Consider the following 19,890-nt stretch of genomic DNA (forward strand, 5'->3'; position numbering starts at 1 on the left):
TCGACGGTAATGTGGATGTCGGCAAAGATCTCCCCCCGTCTTCCCCGGCACCGGAAGTCGTGGCACCCGACCACGCCGGGGGTGTTCGTCACCACCGCCCGGACGAGCGCCGGGTCGCAAGGAGGTTCCATTGTGTCGGTGAGGACCTGTGCAGCCTCGTAAATGACCTCAAAGCCCATCCTCGCGATGAGGATGCCGATAATGAAGGCGATGACCGGGTCGGCCGTGGGATAGCCGAGCCTGACCGCGAGGAAACCCGCAAGGACGGCGATGGAGACGAAGACATCGCTTCGGGTGTGCATGGAGTCGGCGATGAGGATCTGACTGTGGTACTCTTCGCCTTTCCTCTTCTCGTAGGTGGAGACGGCGATGTTGACGGCGAGCGTCCCGATCATGACCCCGACGGTGACTGACGTGATCACGGGGGCGACGGGGGCGACGAGCCGCCGGTAGCCTTCGAAGAGGACACCGGCGGCGGTCAGGAGAAGCATCGCCCCGATGACCAGGGTCCCGAGCGTCTCGATCTTGCCGTGGCCGTAGGGGTGCTTCGGGTCGGGGGGCTTTTCCGCGAAGTAGAGGGCGACTATCCCGACGACGTTCGAGAAGGAGTCGAACCCCGAGTGGAGTGCGTCCGCTACCATGCTCACCGAACCGGCGAGGAGGCCGAATACCGCTTTTGCAAGTGCGACGACGAGGTTTAGGATGAGGACGGTGATGAAGACCCGCCGCACCCGGGGATCCTGCATACGCCCGTGTAGGAGTGCTCCGGCGGCATAGGGTTTGCGGGACGGATGCAAAGGTTAATATGAACATCCCGAAATGGTACTTCTATGTCGACTGACGAGAATGCTAGGCACGCATACGCCGGGGAGTCCCAGGCGAACAGAAAGTACGCGGTCTTTGCCGAGAAAGCGGCCGCTGAGGGGTATCCGACGGTAGCCAAACTCTTCCGGGCGGCAAGCGAGGCGGAGGCTGTCCACGCAAAACGCCTCCTCTTCGTCCTCTCCGCCGTCGGGAGCACCGAGGAGAACCTCAAAGGCGCGATGGAGGGAGAGAACTACGAGTTTATGGAGATGTATCCCCCCTACGTCGAAGAGGCGAAGAAGGAGCGGAAGAACGAGGCCTCGATCGTCTTTACCCATGCGATGAAGGCCGAAGAGGTGCACGCGAACCTCTACCTTCAGGCGCTTGAGTCCGTCCGGGGAGGACAGGACCTCGAGGGGGAGAAGATCTACCTCTGTCCGGTCTGCGGGAACATCGAGATCGGGCAGGCTCCCGAAAAGTGCCCGATCTGTGGAGTCCCGGAGCGGATGTTCCGCGAGGTTCAGTAATCTTTTTTTTGATCCGGGCTCGTTCGTTCAACCTTCTATGTTTTATAGGGTTCGGACGATACTCATCTATGGCAGGTGTAACGGTCTACACGACAGAGAACTGCCCATACTGTCGGATGGTCCAGGCGTTCCTCCGGAAGTATGGGGTTACCTACGAGACCGTCGATGTCGGGAAGGATCGGGAAGCGGCCCGGGAGATGATCCGGGTTTCGGGGCAGCGGGGGGTGCCGGTCACGGTCTTTGGCGATACGGTGATCGTCGGGTTCGATGCGAAGAGACTCCGGGAAGTTTTCGGGACGTCGAAGGCGGAGGAGGTCAGCGATGTGGTGATCGCGGGCGCCGGACCGGCCGGGCTGACGGCTGCGGTCTACTGCGCCCGGAAACTCATGAAGACCGTCGTTGTATCGGAGAACATCGGCGGGCAGGCGACCTGGAGCTGGGCGATCGAGAACTACATGGGGTTCCCGACGATCACGGGGGCGGACCTCCTTAAAAAATTCGAGGACCAGGTCCGTGGACACGACGTCGACCTTGAGCTTGACAGTATCGAGAGCATCCAGAAGGAGGATGAGGCCTTCGTCGTCCGGACGGTCTCGGATGCCGTCTATCGCTGCCGGACGCTCATCCTTGCTCCCGGGAAAGAGCCCCGGACCCTGGGCCTCCCGGGAGAGGCCCGGTTGATGGGGAGGGGCGTTTCCATCTGTGCGACCTGCGACGCTCCGCTCTTCCACGATAAACCTGTCGCCGTCGTCGGCGGCGGAAACGCGGCCCTCCAGACCGCTATCGAAATGACGAAGATCGCAAGTTCCGTGGCCCTGATCGCCCGGAGAGCGCTCCGGTGCGACGAGGTCTACATCCTTCGGGCGGAGGAGGCGGGGGTGCGGACCTATCTCCACCACGAAGTGACGCAACTTCACGGGGACGCGACTCTCTCCGGGATCACGGTTCGGGACCGGGATACCGGGGAGGAGGAGGCCCTCGATGTCGAGGGGCTTTTCCTCTCGATCGGGCTTGCGCCGAACACGAAGTTCCTTGCGGGCCTGGTGGCGTTGAACGAGCGGGGGGAGATCGTCATCGACGAGAACGGCCATACGAACGTCCCGGGGATCTTTGCGGCCGGGGACGCGACCTGCGTCAAGGCCAAGCAGATCATCGTCGCCGCCGGCGACGGGGCGAAGGCGGCGCTCGAGGCGCACGAGTACTTCGAGCGCCTCATGGGCGGGCAGTCCACCTGCGCGTGAATTATACCCGGATGCCTTCGGCAAGGGCCCGGCTGATGAAGGGGTTGCCGCTCCGGACCATCCCGGCGAACTCCTCGCCGGTGTAACAGAGGGGTTCGATCGGGAGGTCGGTGAGATCGAGGATGGCCGCTGCCCGTTTGTGGTGCCGCTCGGGGAAGTCCCCGACGACGATCAGGTCGACGTCGCTTCCCTCGTGGAAGTCCCCGCGGGCGAGGTCCCGGACCTGCCCGATCACCCGGAGAGCGACCGCCTCGCGGCACTGCAGATCGAATCCGCGTACGCGATGCATTCTTCGGCATCCTCCCGTTCGTAGTATTCCGACGGCTATTGTAATAGATGCTCCGAGCAGGATGCACCAGAGGTTTGAGAGACCCTTTTGCGACGACCTCTCTCATTCCCGGGTCCAGGGTGGAGAGGGAATGATTATACCCATAATTATTATGGATATAATCATTCCGCCGCCCGGTATCAGGAAGCATAACCTCGACTGACGGAGCACCTGTTGGCCGTGGGAGAGACACGCTTATCTCTCTGCAGGGTAGATTTTCTCTCATGATACGGTCGGTGGCGCCCGCAGCCGTCCTCCCCCGGGAGACGGGTCGATGATCGAGGGTTTTCTCCGGGCACGGACGAACGGGGTGCTCACGCGGGCCGCGAACCTCATCGCCCGGACGGGGGCGACCCCGGACCTCCTCACCGTGCTCGGGTTCCTCGGGATGGGGGGTGCCGGGGTGCTCTGCACCGCCGGTTCGTTCTTCGCCGCCGGAATCGTCGTCGCCGCATCGTGCATCTTCGACGCCCTCGACGGTGCGCTCGCCCGCACGAATGGTGCCGCTTCGGCTTTCGGCGCGTTCCTCGACTCGTTCCTGGACCGCTACGCGGAGGCGGCGGTCTACGGCGGACTCCTCGTTTACTACATCGGGGCGGAGACGGCGTCGGGCGTCGAGGCCGCGTTTGCCGCCACGGTCGGGTCGCTGATGGTCAGTTACGCCCGGGCCCGGGCAGAGGGGCTCGGGATCGAGTGCCGGGCCGGATTCTTTGCCCGGCCGGAGCGGGTCGCGGTCATCATCGCCGGGCTCGTCACCGGCCTTGTCCTCCCGGCTCTTGTCATCCTCGCGGTTGCTACGAACGCCACCGCGGTCGAGCGGCTCTTCCGTGTCCGGCGGGCTACGCTCTCCCCGTCACGGCCTCCTCGGTCACCGTGAACTCCCCGGTCGCGCCGGCGATCGAAAAGTTCCCGACCGTCTTTACGCCGTAGGGGTTGCCGGTCGTGGAGTAGGGGACGACGAAGGTCCCGTTCTCGCTCTGCTGCCGGTAGACGAACTCCCGCCCGGTGTTGGTGACGACCGTGACCTCAATCACCCCCTCGCCCGGGATCACCGCGCCTTCGACGCGCTCGAAGACCTTCACGCTCGTCGTTCTGTCGGGGGAGGACTCATAGATGAGCCGGTAGTGCTTGAGCGCCGGGATGGCCTCCGGCGGGCTTGCGATATCGCTCCCGAAGATTGCGGCCTCACCCGATCCGGAGTACGCCTCGACCGCCTCCCGTGCCCCGGCGGGGTCCATCCTCTGGCTGGCGGTAAGCCTCGCGTAGCCGGTCTCCGGGACCGATCCGGTGTCGTACTCGGCGTAAAGAACCTCCGACGGCTCTACGAGTGTCCCGTCGAGGGTCTGCAGCCGCGCGACCATCGTCTCGTAGTAGCGTGCTTTGAAGAACATCTCGATCCTGTAGGTATCCTCTCCCACCGGCACGAGGAGCGCCGTTGCGTACGGGTTGATCCCCGCCGTCGTGTTATGCCAGCTGGCGATGGACGGGAACGTTGCGACGGCCATCCTGCCGTCGGTGACGATGTAACGGGAACCGGCCGCCGCAAGGGCCGCATCGGCCTCTCTTTCCGTTCCGGCGAGGAAGAACCTGGTGGCGGCGTCGACGTGGTCCTGGAAGGGGTTGGTGGCCGGTATCCTCTGCGCGATGAAGGTGATCCAGTGGCCGTAGTCCCACCAGGACATGACGCTGTAGGAGTCCGCAGGGTAGGTGAAGTTGTCCTTCTTGTAGGTGGCGTAGTAGTCCACGCCGAGGTCGGGGGTGTTCGCGTTCATCCACTCGAGGGCGTCCCGCCAGTCGTCGGCAAGCATGGTACGGGAGACGCCGTTTTGCGCGTAGCCGATGTTTTCTGCGGCCGAGGCCCCGACGAGGATGACAGCGAGCGCGACGGCGAGCGCGACGGCGCCGACCTCAGGGACGGGGACCGTCTTCTTTCTCTTCTTCTTTCCTTCAGGCTCCCGGAGATATGCGACCGTCTTCCCGAGCCCAAATCGAAGCGCCCACGCGATGAAGACCGCCGCAAGGAGCGCAAGGTTCACGGCCAGGTAATACTCGAACCGGAGGTGCTGGATGGTCGCGACGAGGATGACGACCGACCAGACGATGGCAAAGAGGAGTTCGGGGCGGTTTTCGCGCCGGGCCCGGAGAGCGAGCACCGTAAGTCCTGCCGGGATGAGGAGGAGACCGACGTTGAAGCTCTGCCACGCGAGTGCGGGGTCCCAGGCCCCCATCTCCCGGATGGCGGCGGCCGTCATGTCCTGTCCGAAGAACGTCACGAGCCCGTTCGTCATCGTCCTCCCGACGGCGGAGAGGTTGAGGAAGGCGACCGCGGCGACGGCGAGTGCCGCGAGCGCGGCCAGGTACTCGCGCCGCCTCCCCCGGAGGGCCACGGAGACCCCGGCAAGGAGGGCGGTCGCTCCGATCAGGAGGAGGTAGGCGTAGACGTGGGCGACGGAGTAGAGCGAGAGCGACATCGAGTCGACCATGAACCCCGATAGGGGCAAAAAGACCGTCGGGACGGCGAAGGCGACGGCGTTGACGACGAGGAGCCCCTCCGGTCCGGTGCCGTCGAGGTGGTTCCGGACGGCCTGGAGGGCCGTGAAGACGCCGGCGATGAGCACAAAGAGGATGATCGTCGGCATGACGAGGAGGCCGAGGAGGTATGCGATCCCGGCGCCGAGGGCGAGGAGCGCGACGGGGAGAACCGTCCTGTAATCCCGGAACGAGACGGGGTGCCGGGCGGCATACGCGAGCGCGGCGATGTAGGCGAGGCAGAAGAGGGTCGAAAAGAGGGTTTCGGCGACATGGTGGTCGACGAACCCGAAGATCGACCGCGCGAAGAACGACGCCGAGACGATCGGGATGAGCCCGGCGGCGATGAGTCCGGTCTTCCTTCCGGCGACGGCCTTCCCGGTGAGGTAGACTACCGGGACGACGGCGGCCGCGAGGAGCGGGGGGACCCACGCGGCGACGTAGACGATCTCGGGGCGCGATGCCGCCCCGGCGATGATGCAGGCGGTGGCGGTGATGAACGGGAAGAGCGGTCCCCATGCGACTTCTTTACCGGTCGGGTAGGCGGTCATCGGATCGAACCAGGCGTAGCCGGGGTAGTTCGCCACCATCGCCTCGATCTGGCGGAGGTTGTACCAGGAGTCGGTGCCGATGAGGCTGGTGAACGAGCCGTCGACGAGCGCGGCACTGGGGATTGCCCGGAGGAGGACCGCCACGATCATGAAGAGGAGCAGGGCAGCGGCGGTGAGGGTGGATGTATGATCTTTTTGTGCGGCAGGAGACATAGGTCGTAGGTTGATCTTGGCGGCTGCCGGTAATTAAGGGGTATGACTGGAGGGGGGCGGGTGAGATCTGTGGTCCGGGCTATCTATCTCACCAGTTTCAACAGGGCCAGAAAATGAAGAGGTAACTACAGGAAAGCCTGGAATTCTTCAGGCGAGGTTCCGGCCTGAAAAAGAGTTGTCTGAAGCGTCTTTGGCGCAAGGGTCTTTCCGGGGTGTACGGGAGCGGTGACGATGGTGCAGTGCCGGGAGATCTTGTCCCGAACAAATGCATCCGTACAGTGCGGATGGGGATGCGGCCAGCACCCGGCCTCTCCCCCCGGCCGGGGCTTCACCGGCGAGAATACTCCTTGTGCGCTCTCTCGATCGTCACGATCTTCTCGATCTTGACGATGCTCTCCTCATGCTCGACGATATAAAAAACGGTGAAGGATCTGCTGATATGGAGGCGATAGACTGCAGGGGGATGGGGATACTCAAGTTTCTCCTTGTTCCCTCCCGGAAACGGGTCTTCCGCGAGTTCCTGGATTTTTTCGACGACGATGCGCCGGGTTTTTGGGGGGAGCCGCTTTAAGAACTCCCGTGCCTTCCTCTCGATCAGAACGGTGAACACGCTCTCCTCTCACCGGTGCCTCAGTCGTCCTGCAGGAGGTCGTCCGGGTCGAAGGCTACGAACTCGCCGGTCTCCTCTATCTCGACGATCATCTTCCAGTCGCGATAGTCCCGCTCGCGCCGGATCATCCGGCTAAGCAGCTCATCATAACTCTCTCCGGCCTCTTTGAGGTCGTGCAGGTCCCTCCAGGTAGGCTTTTTCACGGGAATGCGCTTGATCTGGCTTCCGGTATCGCTTGTGGCGGAAGACATGCATCTCCGTGGGTCGTCATGATATTTATTGGTGTGCACATTTATCACAGTGAATAAATGTGCCATAATGAGCACCCCGACAGGACGGGTGCCGGGGTGCCCGCTCCGACCCTGCCGAAACGTCGTACCTTCGGTCTTCTCGAACTCCTGCCCTTCGGCCAGTCGTTCCCCAAAACGAATACCCTTATCCCCCTCCTCCCGCAACCTATTCCTCGGGAGGGCATCCTCTGAAGATCGCCTACGTCTACGACGCCGTCTACCCCTGGGTGAAGGGCGGGGTCGAGAAACGCATCCGCGAGGTCTCGGTCCGGCTCGCGGAACGGGGGCACGAGGTTCACGTCTACGGGATGCGTTGCTGGAGCGATCCGGCGACGATAGAGCGGGACGGGGTGACCATCCACGGCGTCGCTCTCGCCGAGGCGTTGTATTGCGGCGGCCGGCGGACGGTCCCGCAGGCGCTCCGGTTCGGCCGCTCTGTGCTCCGGCCGCTCCTCTCCTCCGGCGCCGACGTCGTCGATTGCCAGAACTTCCCCTACTTCTCCTGCTTTGCGGCGAAGGCGGCGTCGGCGCTGCGCGGGTTCCCGCTCGTGGTCACCTGGCACGAGGTCTGGGGCGACTACTGGTACGACTACCTCGGGCCCCGGGGGGTCTTCGGGAAGGCGGTCGAGCGGCTGGCTGCCTCTCTCACGGACCACCCGGTTGCGGTCTCGCCCTCGACGGCCCGGGCCCTCGAGGGCCTCGGGGTCTCCGGGCCGGTCCCGGTCGTCCCGAACGGTATCGACACCGCGCGGATCGCCGCGGTTGTCCCGGCGGCGGAGGAGTCGGACGTCGTCTTCGCCGGCAGGCTGATCCGGGACAAAAACGTCGACGCCCTCCTCCGGGCGCTCGTGCCGGTGCGGGATGAGGTCCCCGACCTTCGAGCGCTGATCGTCGGCGACGGCCCGGAACGCCCGGCGCTCGAAGCCCTCGCGCGCGACCTCGGGCTTGACGGGGCGGTGACCTTTACCGGTTTCTTTCCCGATCACGACGCGGTCATCGCCGCGATGAAGGCATCAAGGGTCTTCGTCCTCCCCTCGACCCGCGAGGGCTTCGGGATCGCGGCGCTGGAGGCGATGGCCTGCGGCCTCCCTGTGGTGACGGCGGACCGCCCGGGGAACGCAGCGAGGGACCTCGTGCGGGACGGGGTGAACGGGTTCCGCTCGGGGCTCTCGGCGGGGGAGATGGGGGAGAAGATCCTGGCGGGGCTCGACCTGCGCCGGGCATCGGACTTTCGGGCGGCGGCGGCAGCGTACGACTGGGGGCGGATCACCGATATGCTCGAAAAGGTTTATCAAAAGATCTAACCAACCCTGACATCAGGTTTACGCCTTTTGATTTTCAAGACCTCTACGGGGAACAGATTGCATGTCATGGAAAGATCGGAGCGTTTTAATCACCGGGATAAGCGGGTTCGTCGGGTCGTACCTGGCCCGATACCTGATCGACGAGGGTGCGCACATCTATGGACTTGTCCGGCGGCGGGCGGACGGTGCCATCCCTCAGAACATCGCCTTGAAGAAGATCGAAAGCGGCATCACTTTCCTTGAGGGAAATCTGGAGGATATCTCCGGGCTTGCCACGGCGCTCGACGTCGCCCGACCGGATACTATCTTCCACCTTGCTGCTCAATCCTTCGTTCCCCGCTCGTTTTCACACCCCATCGAGACCGCCCAGATCAACTCCATCGGCACGAACAACCTCCTTGAGGCGGTGCGCCGGAAGGACTGCGACCCGACGATCATCTTTGCCGGGTCGTCCGAGGAATACGGGCTGGTCTTCAGTTCCGAGGAGCAGTACGAGCGGTTGCGGGCGAAGTACGGGACGATCTATCCCGCACCGACCTCGATCCCCGAAGTGCCGATCAAGGAGACGAACCCCCTCCGCCCCATGTCGCCGTACGCCGTGAGCAAAGTCTACGGCGACCACCTGATGAGGAACTACTTCTACACCTACGGCACGAAGGCTATCGTCTCCCGGGCCTTCAACCACGAGGGGGCCGGGCGCGGGAGTATGTTCGTCACCTCGGTCGTGACGAACCAGGTGGCGAAGTATGCGGCGGGGGATCTCGACCACATCACCATCGGAAACGTCAACGCCTTCCGCGACTGGTCGCACGTCATGGACACCATCCACGGCTACTGCCTGATCGCCGATGCGGGTCACCCCGGCGACGTCTACAACCAGGGCTCGATGCGGACGACCTCCGTCCTCTCTTACATCCTCCTCTCCCTTGAGAACGCCGGGATGCCGGTCGACCGGATCGAGAGCGTCAAAAACGGTAAGGTCGTCGAAGCGCCGACCGAGAAGGACGCGTCGGCCATCTTCGGCGTGCCGTTCGAGAAGACGAAAGTCGACCGGATGCTGCTCGAAGGAGAGATTGAGTTTACCGCCGGCGACCAGGGCATCATCGTTAAATCGGGCGAGAAGAAGATCTCGGTGCTCTTCGACCCGGAGCGGTTCCGGCCTGCCGAGGTCCCGATCCTCTTCTCCGATACGACGAAGATCCGGCATCTCGGGTTTTCGACCACCTACAGCGTTGAGGACATCATCCGGGACCAGCTCAATTTCTACATGGACGAGAAGAAGCGGGTATGAGAGTCGCGATCTTCCATGACTATTTCGGGGCGATCGGGGGCGGCGAACGGGTCGTCCTCGCCCTCGCGAAGGTCCTGAACGCCGACGTCATTACGACCGACACGGATGCGGCCGCGAAACTGGACAACGGCGTCCGGGTCACGAGTCTCGGAAGTACGGTCAAACTCCCCCCGTTCAAGCAGATCTCCGCCGCCCGGAGGTTCGCCGCAGGGGATTTCTCCGACGACTACGACTTCTTCATCTTCACCGGGAACTGGAGCCACCATGCCGCCCGGCACCACCACCCGAACCTCTGGTACTGCTATACGCCGGTGAGGGCGTTTTACGACCTCTACGGGACGTTTCTGTCGCGGCAGGGCTTTGTCTCCCGGCAGGCGTTCAGGGCATGGGTGGCGCTCTCCCGGAGATCGGACCGGCGTTCCGTGGGCCGGGTGGATACCATCGTGACGATCTCGGAGAACGTTCGGCAGAGAATCCGCACCTGCTACGGCCGCGATGCGGAGGTCGTCTATCCTCCCGTCGACGTCTCCCGGTACCGCTGCGAAGGTTACGGCGACTTCTGGCTCTCGGTGAACCGCCTTTATCCGGAAAAAAGGATCGAGCTGCAGATCGAAGCCTTCCGGTCGATGCCGGACGAGCGTCTGGTCATCGTCGGCGGGTATGCCGCCGGGGACCATGCGGGCCGGTATGCAGCCCGACTTATGAAAGACCTTCCGGAGAACGTCGAAATCCGGGGTGAGGTCTCCGAAGAGGAACTGATCGACCTCTACGCCCGGTGCAGGGGCCACATCTGCACGGCCCTGGACGAGGACTTCGGTCTGACGCCGGTGGAGGCGATGGCTGCCGGCAAGCCGGTGGTCGCGGTGGACGAAGGGGGATTCCGCGAGACGGTGACGGCGGATACGGGGGTGCTCGTCGATGCCGACCCCGGAAGGATTGCATCGGCGGTCCGTGCGGTCTCGGCCGACCCGGAGCGTTACCGGGAGAACTGCCTGGCGCGGGCGAGCGTGTTTGATGGTTCCGTCTTCGCGGAGCGGATCCGGCGTGTGGTGAACGATGGCGTTTGAACATCTGCGGACTCTCTATGATTACCGGAACCTCATCTGGACTCTTGCCTGGGGAGATTTCAAGCAGCGATACAAAAACTCGGTCCTGGGGTATTTCTGGTCGCTCCTTGAACCGCTCCTGATGCTCGTGGTCCTCTATGTGGTCTTCTCGAACCTGATGCGTATCCAGGTGGAGTACTACCAGCTCTTCCTGCTGCTCGGCATCATCCTCTGGAACTTCCTCTCCCGGGCGACGTCCATGGGGCTGAATGCAATTCTCGGAAAACCAAGTATGGTGCAGAAGATCTACTTCCCGCGCGATATCCTCGCGATCTCGTCCTGCATCACGGCGCTCCTGATGAGCATCTTTGAGTCCCTGGTCTTTGTCGCCTTCATGGCGGCCTTTCGGGTGCCTCTCTCGGCAAACCTCATCTACGTGCCGCTGGTCCTGGTGCTCCTCTTCCTGGTAGCCCTGGGGCTCTCTCTTGCCCTTGCCGCGCTGAACGTCTTTTACCGCGACGTCCAGTTCATCTGGGCGGTCGTCCTCCAGGCCGGGTTCTTTGCGACCCCGATCCTCTACCCGGTAACAATCTTCGGCAAGGAACTGCAACGGATCTTCCTTCTTAACCCCATGGCCCACATCATCATGGCGGCACGCGACACGATCATCTATTCCACCCCTGCGGCAGCCGGGTCGCTCCTCTACGCGGGGGTTGCGGCCGTGCTCATCCTCCTGATCGGATACGCCGTCTTTGCCCACTACGAACCCCGTTTTGCGGAGGAGATGTAAATGAGCGTCATCGACGTCGAGCATGTAGGGAAGGTCTTCCGCATCCCCCACGAGAAGCGGACGACGGTCTTCGAGGCCCTGACCGGTCTTCTCAGGCCGACGGACTACGAAACCTTCCCCGCCCTGCGGGACGTGACGTTCTCGGTCGAAGAAGGGGAGATGCTCGGGATCATCGGGGAGAACGGGAGCGGGAAGAGCACGCTCTTAAAGATCCTCGCCGGGATCATGCGGCCGACGTCGGGGACAGTCTCCGTCAACCGACGGCTCACGCCGTTCCTCGAACTCGGTGTCGGGTTTAACCCGGACTTCACGGCCGTCGAAAACATCCGGACCTACGCTACGATCATGGGCCTCTCGAAGCGGGAGATCAACGATAAAGTCGACGAGATCCTGGCCTTTGCCGGGCTTGAAACATTCCGTGACGCGAAACTGAAGAACTTCTCTTCCGGCATGCAGGTGCGGCTCGCGTTCTCGACTGCGATCCAGACCGACCCCGAGATTCTGCTGATGGACGAGGTGCTCGCCGTCGGCGACATGGAGTTCCAGCAGAAATGCATGGATGTGCTGAACCGGTACCGCAACGAGGGCGTCACGATCGTCTTTGTCTCCCACGACCTCGGTTCAGTCCGGCGGTTCTGCGACCGGACGCTCCTCTTGAATCACGGAGAGCAGGTGGCCCTCGACGAGACGGACGTGGTGATCGACCGCTATGTCTACGGGAAGATGGCGGAGGAGCCGGTGGCCCCTGCTGCCGAAGCGGCATCCCGGGGGAACATGAAAGTGGAGATCACGGGGGTGACGTTCTTCAACAAGTTCGGCGCAGAAAGCACCCGGTTTAACGCCTTCGACCCGATGACTGTTCGGATCTTCTACTCGGCACGGGAGCGGATCGCCGGCCCGGTCTTCGGGATCGCTCTCTACTCCGAACGCGGGGAGCACCTTTACGGGACGAATACCGAGTTGAAAGACGTTTCGATCGGGTATATCTCCGGTGAAGGACATATCGATCTCCGGATAGACCGTATTCCGATGCTCGCCGGGCGTTTCCTGCTGACGGTTGCGGTTCACACCCACAGCGGGGAGCGTTACGACTGGCAGGATAAAGCGTATTCGTTCGACGTTATCCCCACAGGGAGAGATGCCGGGCTCTTCGATATTCCCTGTATATGGCGGCGGTGAGGAAGGTATTATGAGTGGCACTCCGTTTGAGATCAAAGACGACGAGATCAACGTCGAAGAAATCATGCAGAAGATCCGGGAGAACATCCGGCGGCGGAAGGCGGCGGGGGTCTACCCGGCGGACCCGGACCCCGCCGGAGTTCCGCGGGCTCCGGCCGGTGGTGACTCCGGGATCGCCCGGGACCTTGCCTACCTCTCCGGCAACTGGAACATCCAGAACAACAGTTACTTCATCAGTTCACACCGGCCCGTCGCCGGGAAGGTCCTGGTGAAGGGTCGGGAACTCATCCACGGGGAGGTGCGCCGCTACGTCGACCCGGTGATCTGGAAGCAGGCTGAGTTCAACCGGGCCACTGGTCGGGTGCTCGAAGGCGTGACCCGGCAGGTATCCGGGATCGAGAGCCTCCGGGAGGAGATCCTGTCTGAGGTTGGGGAGCAGGTCCGGTCTGAGGTTGCGGCATTGGCCGCAGAGATGAAGGCCGAGATCACCCGGGAAATCAGGGAGCAGGTGCAGGCCGCGATCCTTGCCATGGACACCGATATCGAGAACCGGACCTGGCTGGCGAAGGTTCTTGAGGAGAGAGCGCTCCGGAGTGCACCCGGGGCTGTTGAATCTCCGGGCTCTCCCTCCACCGATGCCGGGGTGAACTACTTCGCCTTTGAGGACCACTTCCGTGGCTCCCGGGAGGATATCAGGGAGCGGCAGAGGGCGTTCGTCCATTACTTCGAAGGCTGCAGCAACGTGCTCGACATCGGCTGCGGCCGGGGTGAGTTCCTGGAGTTGATGCGCGATGCGGGCGTCAACGCCCGCGGTGTGGACCTCGACGAGACGATGGCGGAGTTCTGCCGCTCCCGGGGTCTGGAGGTCGAGTTGAACGATGCGGTCTCGTACCTTGAGCACCTCGACGATTCGAGCCTCGACGGGGTTTTCATCGACCAGGTCGTCGAGCACCTCGAGCCTGCCTATCTTGTCCGGCTGCTTGAGCTCTGTCACCGGAAGATGAAGTTCGGCTATTATCTCGTCGCGGAGACGGTGAACCCGCTCTCGTTTGTCTCACTTGCAAACTTCTACATCGACATGACCCATGTTCGGCCGGTCCATCCGGCGACGCTGAAGTTCCTGTTCGGGGCTGCGGGTTTCAGGGAGATCGAGGCTCAGTTCTCTTCACCGGTGCCGGATGAAGTGAGACTGCGGAGGTTGCCGGTGGATGAAGGGATGGGCGAAGCGGAGAAACAGCGGGCTGAGATCTACAATATGAATGTAGACCTGCTGAATGGTACGCTATACGGGGCGCAGGACTATGCGGTGATCGGGAAGAAGTAATCTTGGTTGTGGTGGGGCTATGGCATATGAGTATCAATTAAAGTGTGAGGGCATAGGTTTTGAAGAAGGTGTGGAGTTATTGAAGGAGCGGGTAAAAAACCCGGTAGTGATAGGAGCCATCAATAATACCAATAGCGAATGTGTAGCAGAAATTATTGATACTCTATCTTCTATTGGGGTTTCAGTAAGACATTTTAAAGTTGATAAAAAGGGGTATTTTGAGTTTATATCTAAGGCAGGATATAAAAACAAATATCCAGACTACTATAAAGATAACTTCTACGAAAAAACGGTGGAACATTTCCTATGCTACAGTTTTCTAGATCTTAGGCATGATGACAAATTCATAGATATTGCAAGTGAACATTCTCCCGTCAAGGATATTTTTAGTTCTCTTACCGGTTGTGTCGCTTACTCCCAGGATATTATGTATAAGCCGGGGATTCATGGGGATAAGATTGGCAGTAATGCTTCAGACCTTCCTGTTCTAGATCAATCGTTTAACGCTGCCGTTGCCACATGCAGTATAGAACATTTTGAAAACAAGTCAGATGTTCTCTTTATGAATGAAATGGAACGAATACTGGTTAAAGGTGGGAGAGTTGTCATTGCTCCGCTGTATATCTACTCTAAATGTTGTTGTCAAACCGATCCTCGATATTCGATCCCGGGAAACGTATCCTTCGATGACGATGCGACTATATATTGCACCAAAGGCTGGGGCAATCGGCATGGGAGGTTTTATTCTCCGGAGTCTCTTTTCAAGAGGCTTATCGCGCCAAATAGAAATATGGAATTTGTGGTATATGTACTTGAAAATTTAGAAGAAATAGATCCTTCTGTCTATTGTAAGTTTGTTCTGGCAGGGACACGCATATGAAAATCGCGATTGTTGCGCCAAGCCCCGTGCCGTTTACCATAGGTGGAGCAGAACAACTCTTTTGGGGCATGCAGGATGCAATACATGAGTATACCCCTCACCAGTGCGAACTCGTTAAAATCCCCACAAGAGAAGATAATTTCTGGAACCTCATTGCGTCGTATTACTCGTTTTACACCCTCGATCTCTCGCATTTCGACATGGTCATCTCTACCAAATACCCTTCCTGGATGGTTCAGCATGTTAATCATGTCGTGTACCTGATTCACCCCCTGCGAGGGCTATACGACACCTACCACTTATGCAACCTGCCCCGGGAGACTCCCGGGCATCTGCGTGTCGGGCTGGTTGAAGAGATCGTTGAGGTTATTCATGGGAACCACTTCCATCAGGATACTGTAAATGGTGTCTTCGAAAACCTTCGGCTGCTGAAAGAAGATGAGGCACATTATAGTCCGGAGACGTTCCAGTTTCCCGGGCCTTTTATTCGAGATATAATTCATTTTTTCGATAGGTTCGCACTCTCCCCTGAGAGAATTCAACGGTATTGCACGATGTCGGAGACCGTGCGCCAGCGGCAAGATTATTTCCCCGTTGGTGTAAACGTCGATATCATCCATCCACCACCGAAGTTGGACTACTTTACTAACACTGGATGTGATTATCTTTTTACGGCGAGCCGCCTTGACGAACCGAAACGGATAGATCTCATCATTAACGCCATGAAATACGTTCCTCATGACCTCAAGTTGAAGATTGCCGGCACGGGACCCGATGAACTGAAGTTAAGGAGAATTGCGAAAGACGATAAGAGGATTGAATTTGTCGGTTTTGTGCATGAACACGAACTCCTCGATCTCTACGGGCGGGCGTTGGCCGTCGTATTTACTCCGTGCGCTGAGGACTATGGTCTGATCACGCTTGAGGCAATGCTAAGCAGGAAACCTGTGATTACGACAACGGATAGCGGTGGACCACTTGAACTGGTGCAAGAGGGGCAGAATGGATTTGTGGTGGAGCCTGATCCCCGGGAGATTGCTGAAAAGATAAACTACTGCATTGAACACCCCGAAGAGACCAGGCGAATGGGTGAAAACGGCTACAGGACTGTGCAGGATATTACCTGGGAAAATTTTGCCCGTCGGCTTCTTGGTGACGACGGCGTTTGGCAGCAGAAAAAGAAAAAGATCCTGGTTCTGGCTACTTATTCGTGCTATCCTCCAAGGGGCGGCGGTCAACACCGGCTCTACAATCTGTATTCGCGTTTAGCAACGCGCTATGATATAACCATCTGTTCCATTGTCGAGTCGAATAAACCGTATCAAGACCTCACGCTTAAAAACGGGCTCCGGCAGATCTGCCTCCCTCAGAGCCCGGAACACGCCGGGGCACAGTGGAAAGCCGAGAGAAAGGCGGGGGTCAATCTCTATGATGTTGCGATGATCGATCACGTTGCATTATCGTGCAATTACGTTGATGCTGTAAAAGAGTTGATGGAACAGTCCGATATCGTTATTTTTGCCCACCCATATCTCTTTTCTTTGTATAAGCCTCTTGGGCAAGGGAAGAGAGTTATCTACGATGCGATTGATGTTGAATATCAGCAAAAGAGAGATTATATCAAAAATGGCGATTATCTCGAGGAAGTGTTTGAAATTGAGAAGATTGCCTGTGGGGCGTCGGATGTTATCTTTGCGATATCAAGTGAGAACAGGGAGCTTCTTGTAAAGTTATATGACGCCGATCCCGATAAGATCTTCATTGTGCCAAATGGGGTTAATTCTCATCTGTTCCGGGCAAGTAGCGATGAAGAAAGAGAACGGCTGAAAGAAGGTGTTGGAGTTTCAGGAATTCCAACAATATTGTTTGTTGGAAGCTGGCACCCTCCTAATCTCAGAGCATTACGGTTTATTGTCAAAGATCTCCTGACTCAGTGTAAAAATTGCCTCTTCCTCATCATCGGCAGTGTAAAGGATTATTACAATCAGGAGTATGGTACGTTGCCAAAGAATGTACTGGCGTTCGGCACAGTGGACGAGGATGAAAAGCGTGAATTGTATAAACTGGCTGATATTGCCATCAATCCTATGTTCGGTGGTTCCGGTACAAACCTGAAGATGCTGGATTACATGAGTGCCGGTATCCCTGTTGTAACTACACCGATCGGTGCGCGAGGTATTCCCATAACGAATTATGAGCATGCTATTGTATGTCCCCCTGAACAGATGGCCGGGAAGATTCAGGAATTGATCTCCGATAGCCGGCTCCGTGAGCATCTTCGGAATAATGCCCGAAGTCTTGTAGAGGATGGGTTCTCCTGGGATTCTATCGCCCGTCGTCTGGAGGAGCGTTTGCAGAAATTGCTCGATACTGAATTGCTTGATCGAGAGTACTGAGTATGAAGATTGCTTTTGTCGTTCAACGGTACGGAGCGGACATCGTCGGGGGGGCGGAGTACTTAACCCGGCTTTTTGCAGAGCACCTGATACGCTATCATGATATCGAGGTTCTGACTACCTGCGCGAAAAGTTACCATACCTGGGAGAACGAGTACCCTGAAGGGACCGAAATCGTCAATGGAATTCCGGTTAGGCGGTTTAGGAACACTGCAATAAGAACTCCGGCGAAAATTTTGCAACTTCAAGAGCGAGTTTTTTACCATGCTCATTCTAGAGACGACGAACTCCGCTGGATCGAGGAAAATGGTCCGGTTTGTCCCGGTCTCATTACATACCTCAAAAAAAACGCAGACGAATTCGACTGTGTCATTTTCTTTACATTTCGATATTACCAGAGTTATCACGGCGTAATCGGCGTCGGGAAAAAAGCAATAATTGTGCCGTTTGCAGAGGATGACCCTGCACTGGATCTCGCAACCACCAAAGAGATCTTTTCCCATGCTGCGGGAGTAGTTTACAGTACTCCCGAAGAGCGCACCCTCATACGGCAGAGGGTGCGCTTTGATGAAACCGGGAAAATTGTGGATGTCGTCGGGTCCGGTATTGAGACCCCCGGGGCCCTTCGGCCGGTGAAGGTGCCATCCGAATATATCCTCTATCTTGGAAGGATCGAGGGTTCCAAAGGGTGCTACACGCTGTTTGAATTCTACCGGCGAATGGCAAATGAAATGGGATCGGTGCCTTATCTCGTACTTGCGGGCCAGGATGCGATTGGAGTTCCCAGACACAAGAAGATTGTCTATTTAGGGTTTGTTTCTGAAGAAGAGAAGGCTTCACTTCTACACGGTGCGAGATTCCTGATCATGCCTTCGCCGTACGAAAGTCTCTCGCTGGTTACACTTGAGGCAATGGGGTGCGGGACGCCTGTCCTGGTAAACGGGGAGTGCAGTGTACTGAAGGGCCATTGTGTTAGGAGTAATGCCGGTTTGTGGTATCAGGATTACGACGAATTCAAAGAATGCACCCGATATCTGCTTGAAAACGATCGGACCCGGGTTCGTCTGGGCGAAAACGGGAAGAGGTATGTTGAAAGCAATTATCAATGGGATCGCATCGAGCAGAAGTTCCTCTCACTGCTAAGAAGGTTTCAGGATCTCTCTGCAGACGGATCTCGATGAGATCACCTCCGATGGGCTACGAACTTCCGTTACACCTTACTCGGAATACTCGTGTACAATAGTTCGACCCTTGAGCCGTAGAGGAGGTCGGAACGTGGAAACGACTTTTACCCTGAGAAGCACCTTGCGGTGCTTCCGTTCCGGTTCTAGCGAACCCTCGCGCGTCTCACCCGGCGGTGCTCCTGTTCCGGGCTTTCTATCCGTTGCACTCGCAAACTCTTCGCATTTTCCCATGCTCCTGCCCTCCGGCCCGGCGCGTATCGCCTCGCGGGGAGCGATTGCCGGTCCGGCAGGAGTTTGAGAAACTCGAAGAATTTCGAGTGGGGGCCGGGGAGGTGCACCCGGCGGCAGGGTGGCAGGTGCATGAGCGTCGCCGGGTACGATTGGGTGTTCCACTCATGTTAGAAGATTTTAGAATAACCCTGTATTTTCAGTCCGGGCAATTTCTTATTTTTTTATCCGGCATGTGCCGAAATATGGGAGTATTTGGGTAATAATAAGGGTCTATTTTTATATTTGAGTTTTTTTAAGCGTTTATTGATTAAATAATCAATTAAAAACATCAGAATGATGTTTTAACCATTATTCGGTGTGTTATATTAATTCTGATCATCTTGAGATCCTATTTTTATGTTATGATCTTTCAGAAAGATCTGTTGATCATTATATGATCTCTGGATCGTCCAATCAATTTGAGAAATAAAACGCATTTAAATTTGAATTATACGGTTTTTTATTGGATCTATGGTTAAAACAGATCTTTATAGTGCTGTAAGGTATCGAATGATTTATAATTGGGTAATGCATAGACAATACTTGCGCAACCTCTCACTGGGGGGCCAGACCGGTGTGTACTCGCTCTATACAACTACATCTCGACAGGAGGGAGTTCCGGTGAGGGGGGGCCGCGCATTGCTGAATGATGGAGATGCAAAAGGGATTTAGTGAGTATTCAGGTGAAATGGATGATGAAGCGTAACGTGAATAAGTTCACCCTGGCAACCCTGGTACTGGCTTTTCTCGTTGTTGTGCCTGCAGTGGCGGCACAAATCGAAGAGGGCCAGTCCGTCGTTTGCCGCGACGTGAACGGAGAGATCGAATGGATCATCGGGATTCCCGGTGAATCGAGACCCGTTGACCAATTCAACTGGGGGGTGACGGGTGACACGCCCGTCGTCTTAAACGGTCAGGCTGGCGTTGTCCGCGAAGTCAAAGAAGGCGGCCTCAAAGGCAACCTCCAGTGGATCATCAAGAAGTCCGACGGTTCGACTGAGCGGTTTTACTGGGGGCTGAAGGGTGACACGCCCGTCGTCTTAAACGGTCAGGCCGGCGTTGTCCGCAAAGTCGGGAGCAACCTCCAGTGGTTCATCAAGGGTTCGCCCACGTTCTGCTGGGGGCTTACTGCG

At 58.3% G+C, this 19,890-nt stretch carries 18 protein-coding genes; 13 read left to right on the forward strand and 5 right to left on the reverse strand.

The window, feature by feature from the left end; all coding sequences use genetic code 11:
- Window positions 1-746 (reverse strand): cation diffusion facilitator family transporter (locus BP737_RS08590; RefSeq protein ID WP_342686121.1); only part of this gene is annotated, 746 nt, incomplete at its 3' end.
- 84 nt (window positions 747-830) lie between these two features.
- Between BP737_RS08590 and BP737_RS08595 the strand changes: the two genes are divergently transcribed.
- Window positions 831-1,331, forward strand: coding sequence for a rubrerythrin family protein (locus BP737_RS08595; RefSeq protein WP_292406173.1), 501 nt, complete (start codon window positions 831-833; stop codon window positions 1,329-1,331).
- A 68-nt stretch (window positions 1,332-1,399) separates the two neighbouring features.
- Complete coding sequence (locus tag BP737_RS08600) at window positions 1,400-2,572, forward strand: FAD-dependent oxidoreductase (RefSeq protein ID WP_292406171.1); 1,173 nt, start codon at window positions 1,400-1,402, stop codon at window positions 2,570-2,572.
- 1 nt (window position 2,573) lies between these two features.
- Here BP737_RS08600 and BP737_RS08605 read toward each other — a convergent pair whose 3' ends face one another.
- Window positions 2,574-2,861 (reverse strand): nucleotidyltransferase domain-containing protein, encoded by a 288-nt coding sequence (locus BP737_RS08605; protein ID WP_292406168.1) that lies wholly within the window; start codon window positions 2,859-2,861, stop codon window positions 2,574-2,576.
- Window positions 2,862-3,174: 313 nt separating this feature from the next.
- On the opposite strand from BP737_RS08605, the gene BP737_RS08610 reads away from it, so the two are divergent.
- Window positions 3,175-3,777: a CDP-alcohol phosphatidyltransferase family protein gene (locus BP737_RS08610; protein WP_292406165.1), complete on the forward strand. Its 603-nt coding sequence runs from the start codon at window positions 3,175-3,177 to the stop codon at window positions 3,775-3,777.
- On the opposite strand, the gene BP737_RS08615 is transcribed toward BP737_RS08610, so the two are convergent.
- The 3 genes from BP737_RS08615 to BP737_RS08625 all read right to left on the reverse strand — a co-directional run bounded on the left by BP737_RS08615 (window position 3,740) and on the right by BP737_RS08625 (window position 7,054).
- The gene (locus tag BP737_RS08615; protein ID WP_292406163.1) at window positions 3,740-6,193 is read right to left on the reverse strand and encodes an oligosaccharyl transferase, archaeosortase A system-associated; all 2,454 of its coding nucleotides are present in this window, start codon (window positions 6,191-6,193) and stop codon (window positions 3,740-3,742) included. The two genes, BP737_RS08610 and BP737_RS08615, sit on opposite strands and share 38 nt — an antisense overlap.
- A 328-nt stretch (window positions 6,194-6,521) precedes the next feature.
- Window positions 6,522-6,803 (reverse strand): type II toxin-antitoxin system RelE family toxin, encoded by a 282-nt coding sequence (locus tag BP737_RS08620; RefSeq protein ID WP_292406160.1) that lies wholly within the window; start codon window positions 6,801-6,803, stop codon window positions 6,522-6,524.
- Between the two features lie 20 nt (window positions 6,804-6,823).
- Window positions 6,824-7,054 carry a hypothetical protein gene (locus tag BP737_RS08625; protein WP_292406158.1) on the reverse strand — a complete coding sequence of 77 codons (231 nt, stop codon included), beginning with the start codon at window positions 7,052-7,054 and terminating at the stop codon, window positions 6,824-6,826.
- A gap of 266 nt (window positions 7,055-7,320) precedes the next feature.
- Here BP737_RS08625 and BP737_RS08630 point away from each other — a divergent pair, with 266 nt between their 5' ends.
- From BP737_RS08630 to BP737_RS08675, 10 genes are all read left to right on the forward strand, one after another.
- Window positions 7,321-8,397, forward strand: a complete 1,077-nt coding sequence (locus BP737_RS08630) for a glycosyltransferase (protein ID WP_292406156.1) — start codon at window positions 7,321-7,323, stop codon at window positions 8,395-8,397.
- A 61-nt stretch (window positions 8,398-8,458) separates the two neighbouring features.
- On the forward strand, window positions 8,459-9,688 hold the full coding sequence (locus BP737_RS08635) for a GDP-mannose 4,6-dehydratase (protein ID WP_292406153.1): 1,230 nt from the start codon (window positions 8,459-8,461) through the stop codon (window positions 9,686-9,688).
- On the forward strand, window positions 9,685-10,755 hold the full coding sequence (locus tag BP737_RS08640; protein WP_292406150.1) for a glycosyltransferase: 1,071 nt from the start codon (window positions 9,685-9,687) through the stop codon (window positions 10,753-10,755). The genes BP737_RS08635 and BP737_RS08640 overlap by 4 nt, the downstream gene beginning before the upstream one ends.
- Entirely contained in the window at window positions 10,745-11,524 is a 780-nt protein-coding gene (locus BP737_RS08645) for an ABC transporter permease (RefSeq protein WP_292406147.1), read from the forward strand. Before BP737_RS08640 ends, BP737_RS08645 begins: the two co-directional genes overlap by 11 nt.
- Window positions 11,525-12,703, forward strand: a complete 1,179-nt coding sequence (locus BP737_RS08650; protein WP_292406145.1) for an ABC transporter ATP-binding protein — start codon at window positions 11,525-11,527, stop codon at window positions 12,701-12,703.
- 10 nt (window positions 12,704-12,713) lie between these two features.
- Complete coding sequence (locus tag BP737_RS08655; RefSeq protein WP_292406142.1) at window positions 12,714-14,027, forward strand: class I SAM-dependent methyltransferase; 1,314 nt, start codon at window positions 12,714-12,716, stop codon at window positions 14,025-14,027.
- Between the two features lie 19 nt (window positions 14,028-14,046).
- Window positions 14,047-14,907, forward strand: coding sequence for a class I SAM-dependent methyltransferase (locus BP737_RS08660; protein WP_292406139.1), 861 nt, complete (start codon window positions 14,047-14,049; stop codon window positions 14,905-14,907).
- The gene (locus tag BP737_RS08665) at window positions 14,904-17,303 is read left to right on the forward strand and encodes a glycosyltransferase family 4 protein (protein ID WP_292406136.1); all 2,400 of its coding nucleotides are present in this window, start codon (window positions 14,904-14,906) and stop codon (window positions 17,301-17,303) included. The genes BP737_RS08660 and BP737_RS08665 overlap by 4 nt, the downstream gene beginning before the upstream one ends.
- A gap of 2 nt (window positions 17,304-17,305) precedes the next feature.
- Window positions 17,306-18,484 carry a glycosyltransferase family 4 protein gene (locus BP737_RS08670; RefSeq protein ID WP_292406133.1) on the forward strand — a complete coding sequence of 393 codons (1,179 nt, stop codon included), beginning with the start codon at window positions 17,306-17,308 and terminating at the stop codon, window positions 18,482-18,484.
- Between the two features lie 968 nt (window positions 18,485-19,452).
- Window positions 19,453-19,890 (forward strand): hypothetical protein (locus BP737_RS08675; RefSeq protein ID WP_342686122.1); only part of this gene is annotated, 438 nt, incomplete at its 3' end.

This window comes from Methanoculleus sp. UBA291, from assembly GCF_002499755.1.
Taxonomy (GTDB): Archaea; Halobacteriota; Methanomicrobia; order Methanomicrobiales; family Methanoculleaceae; genus Methanoculleus; species Methanoculleus palmolei.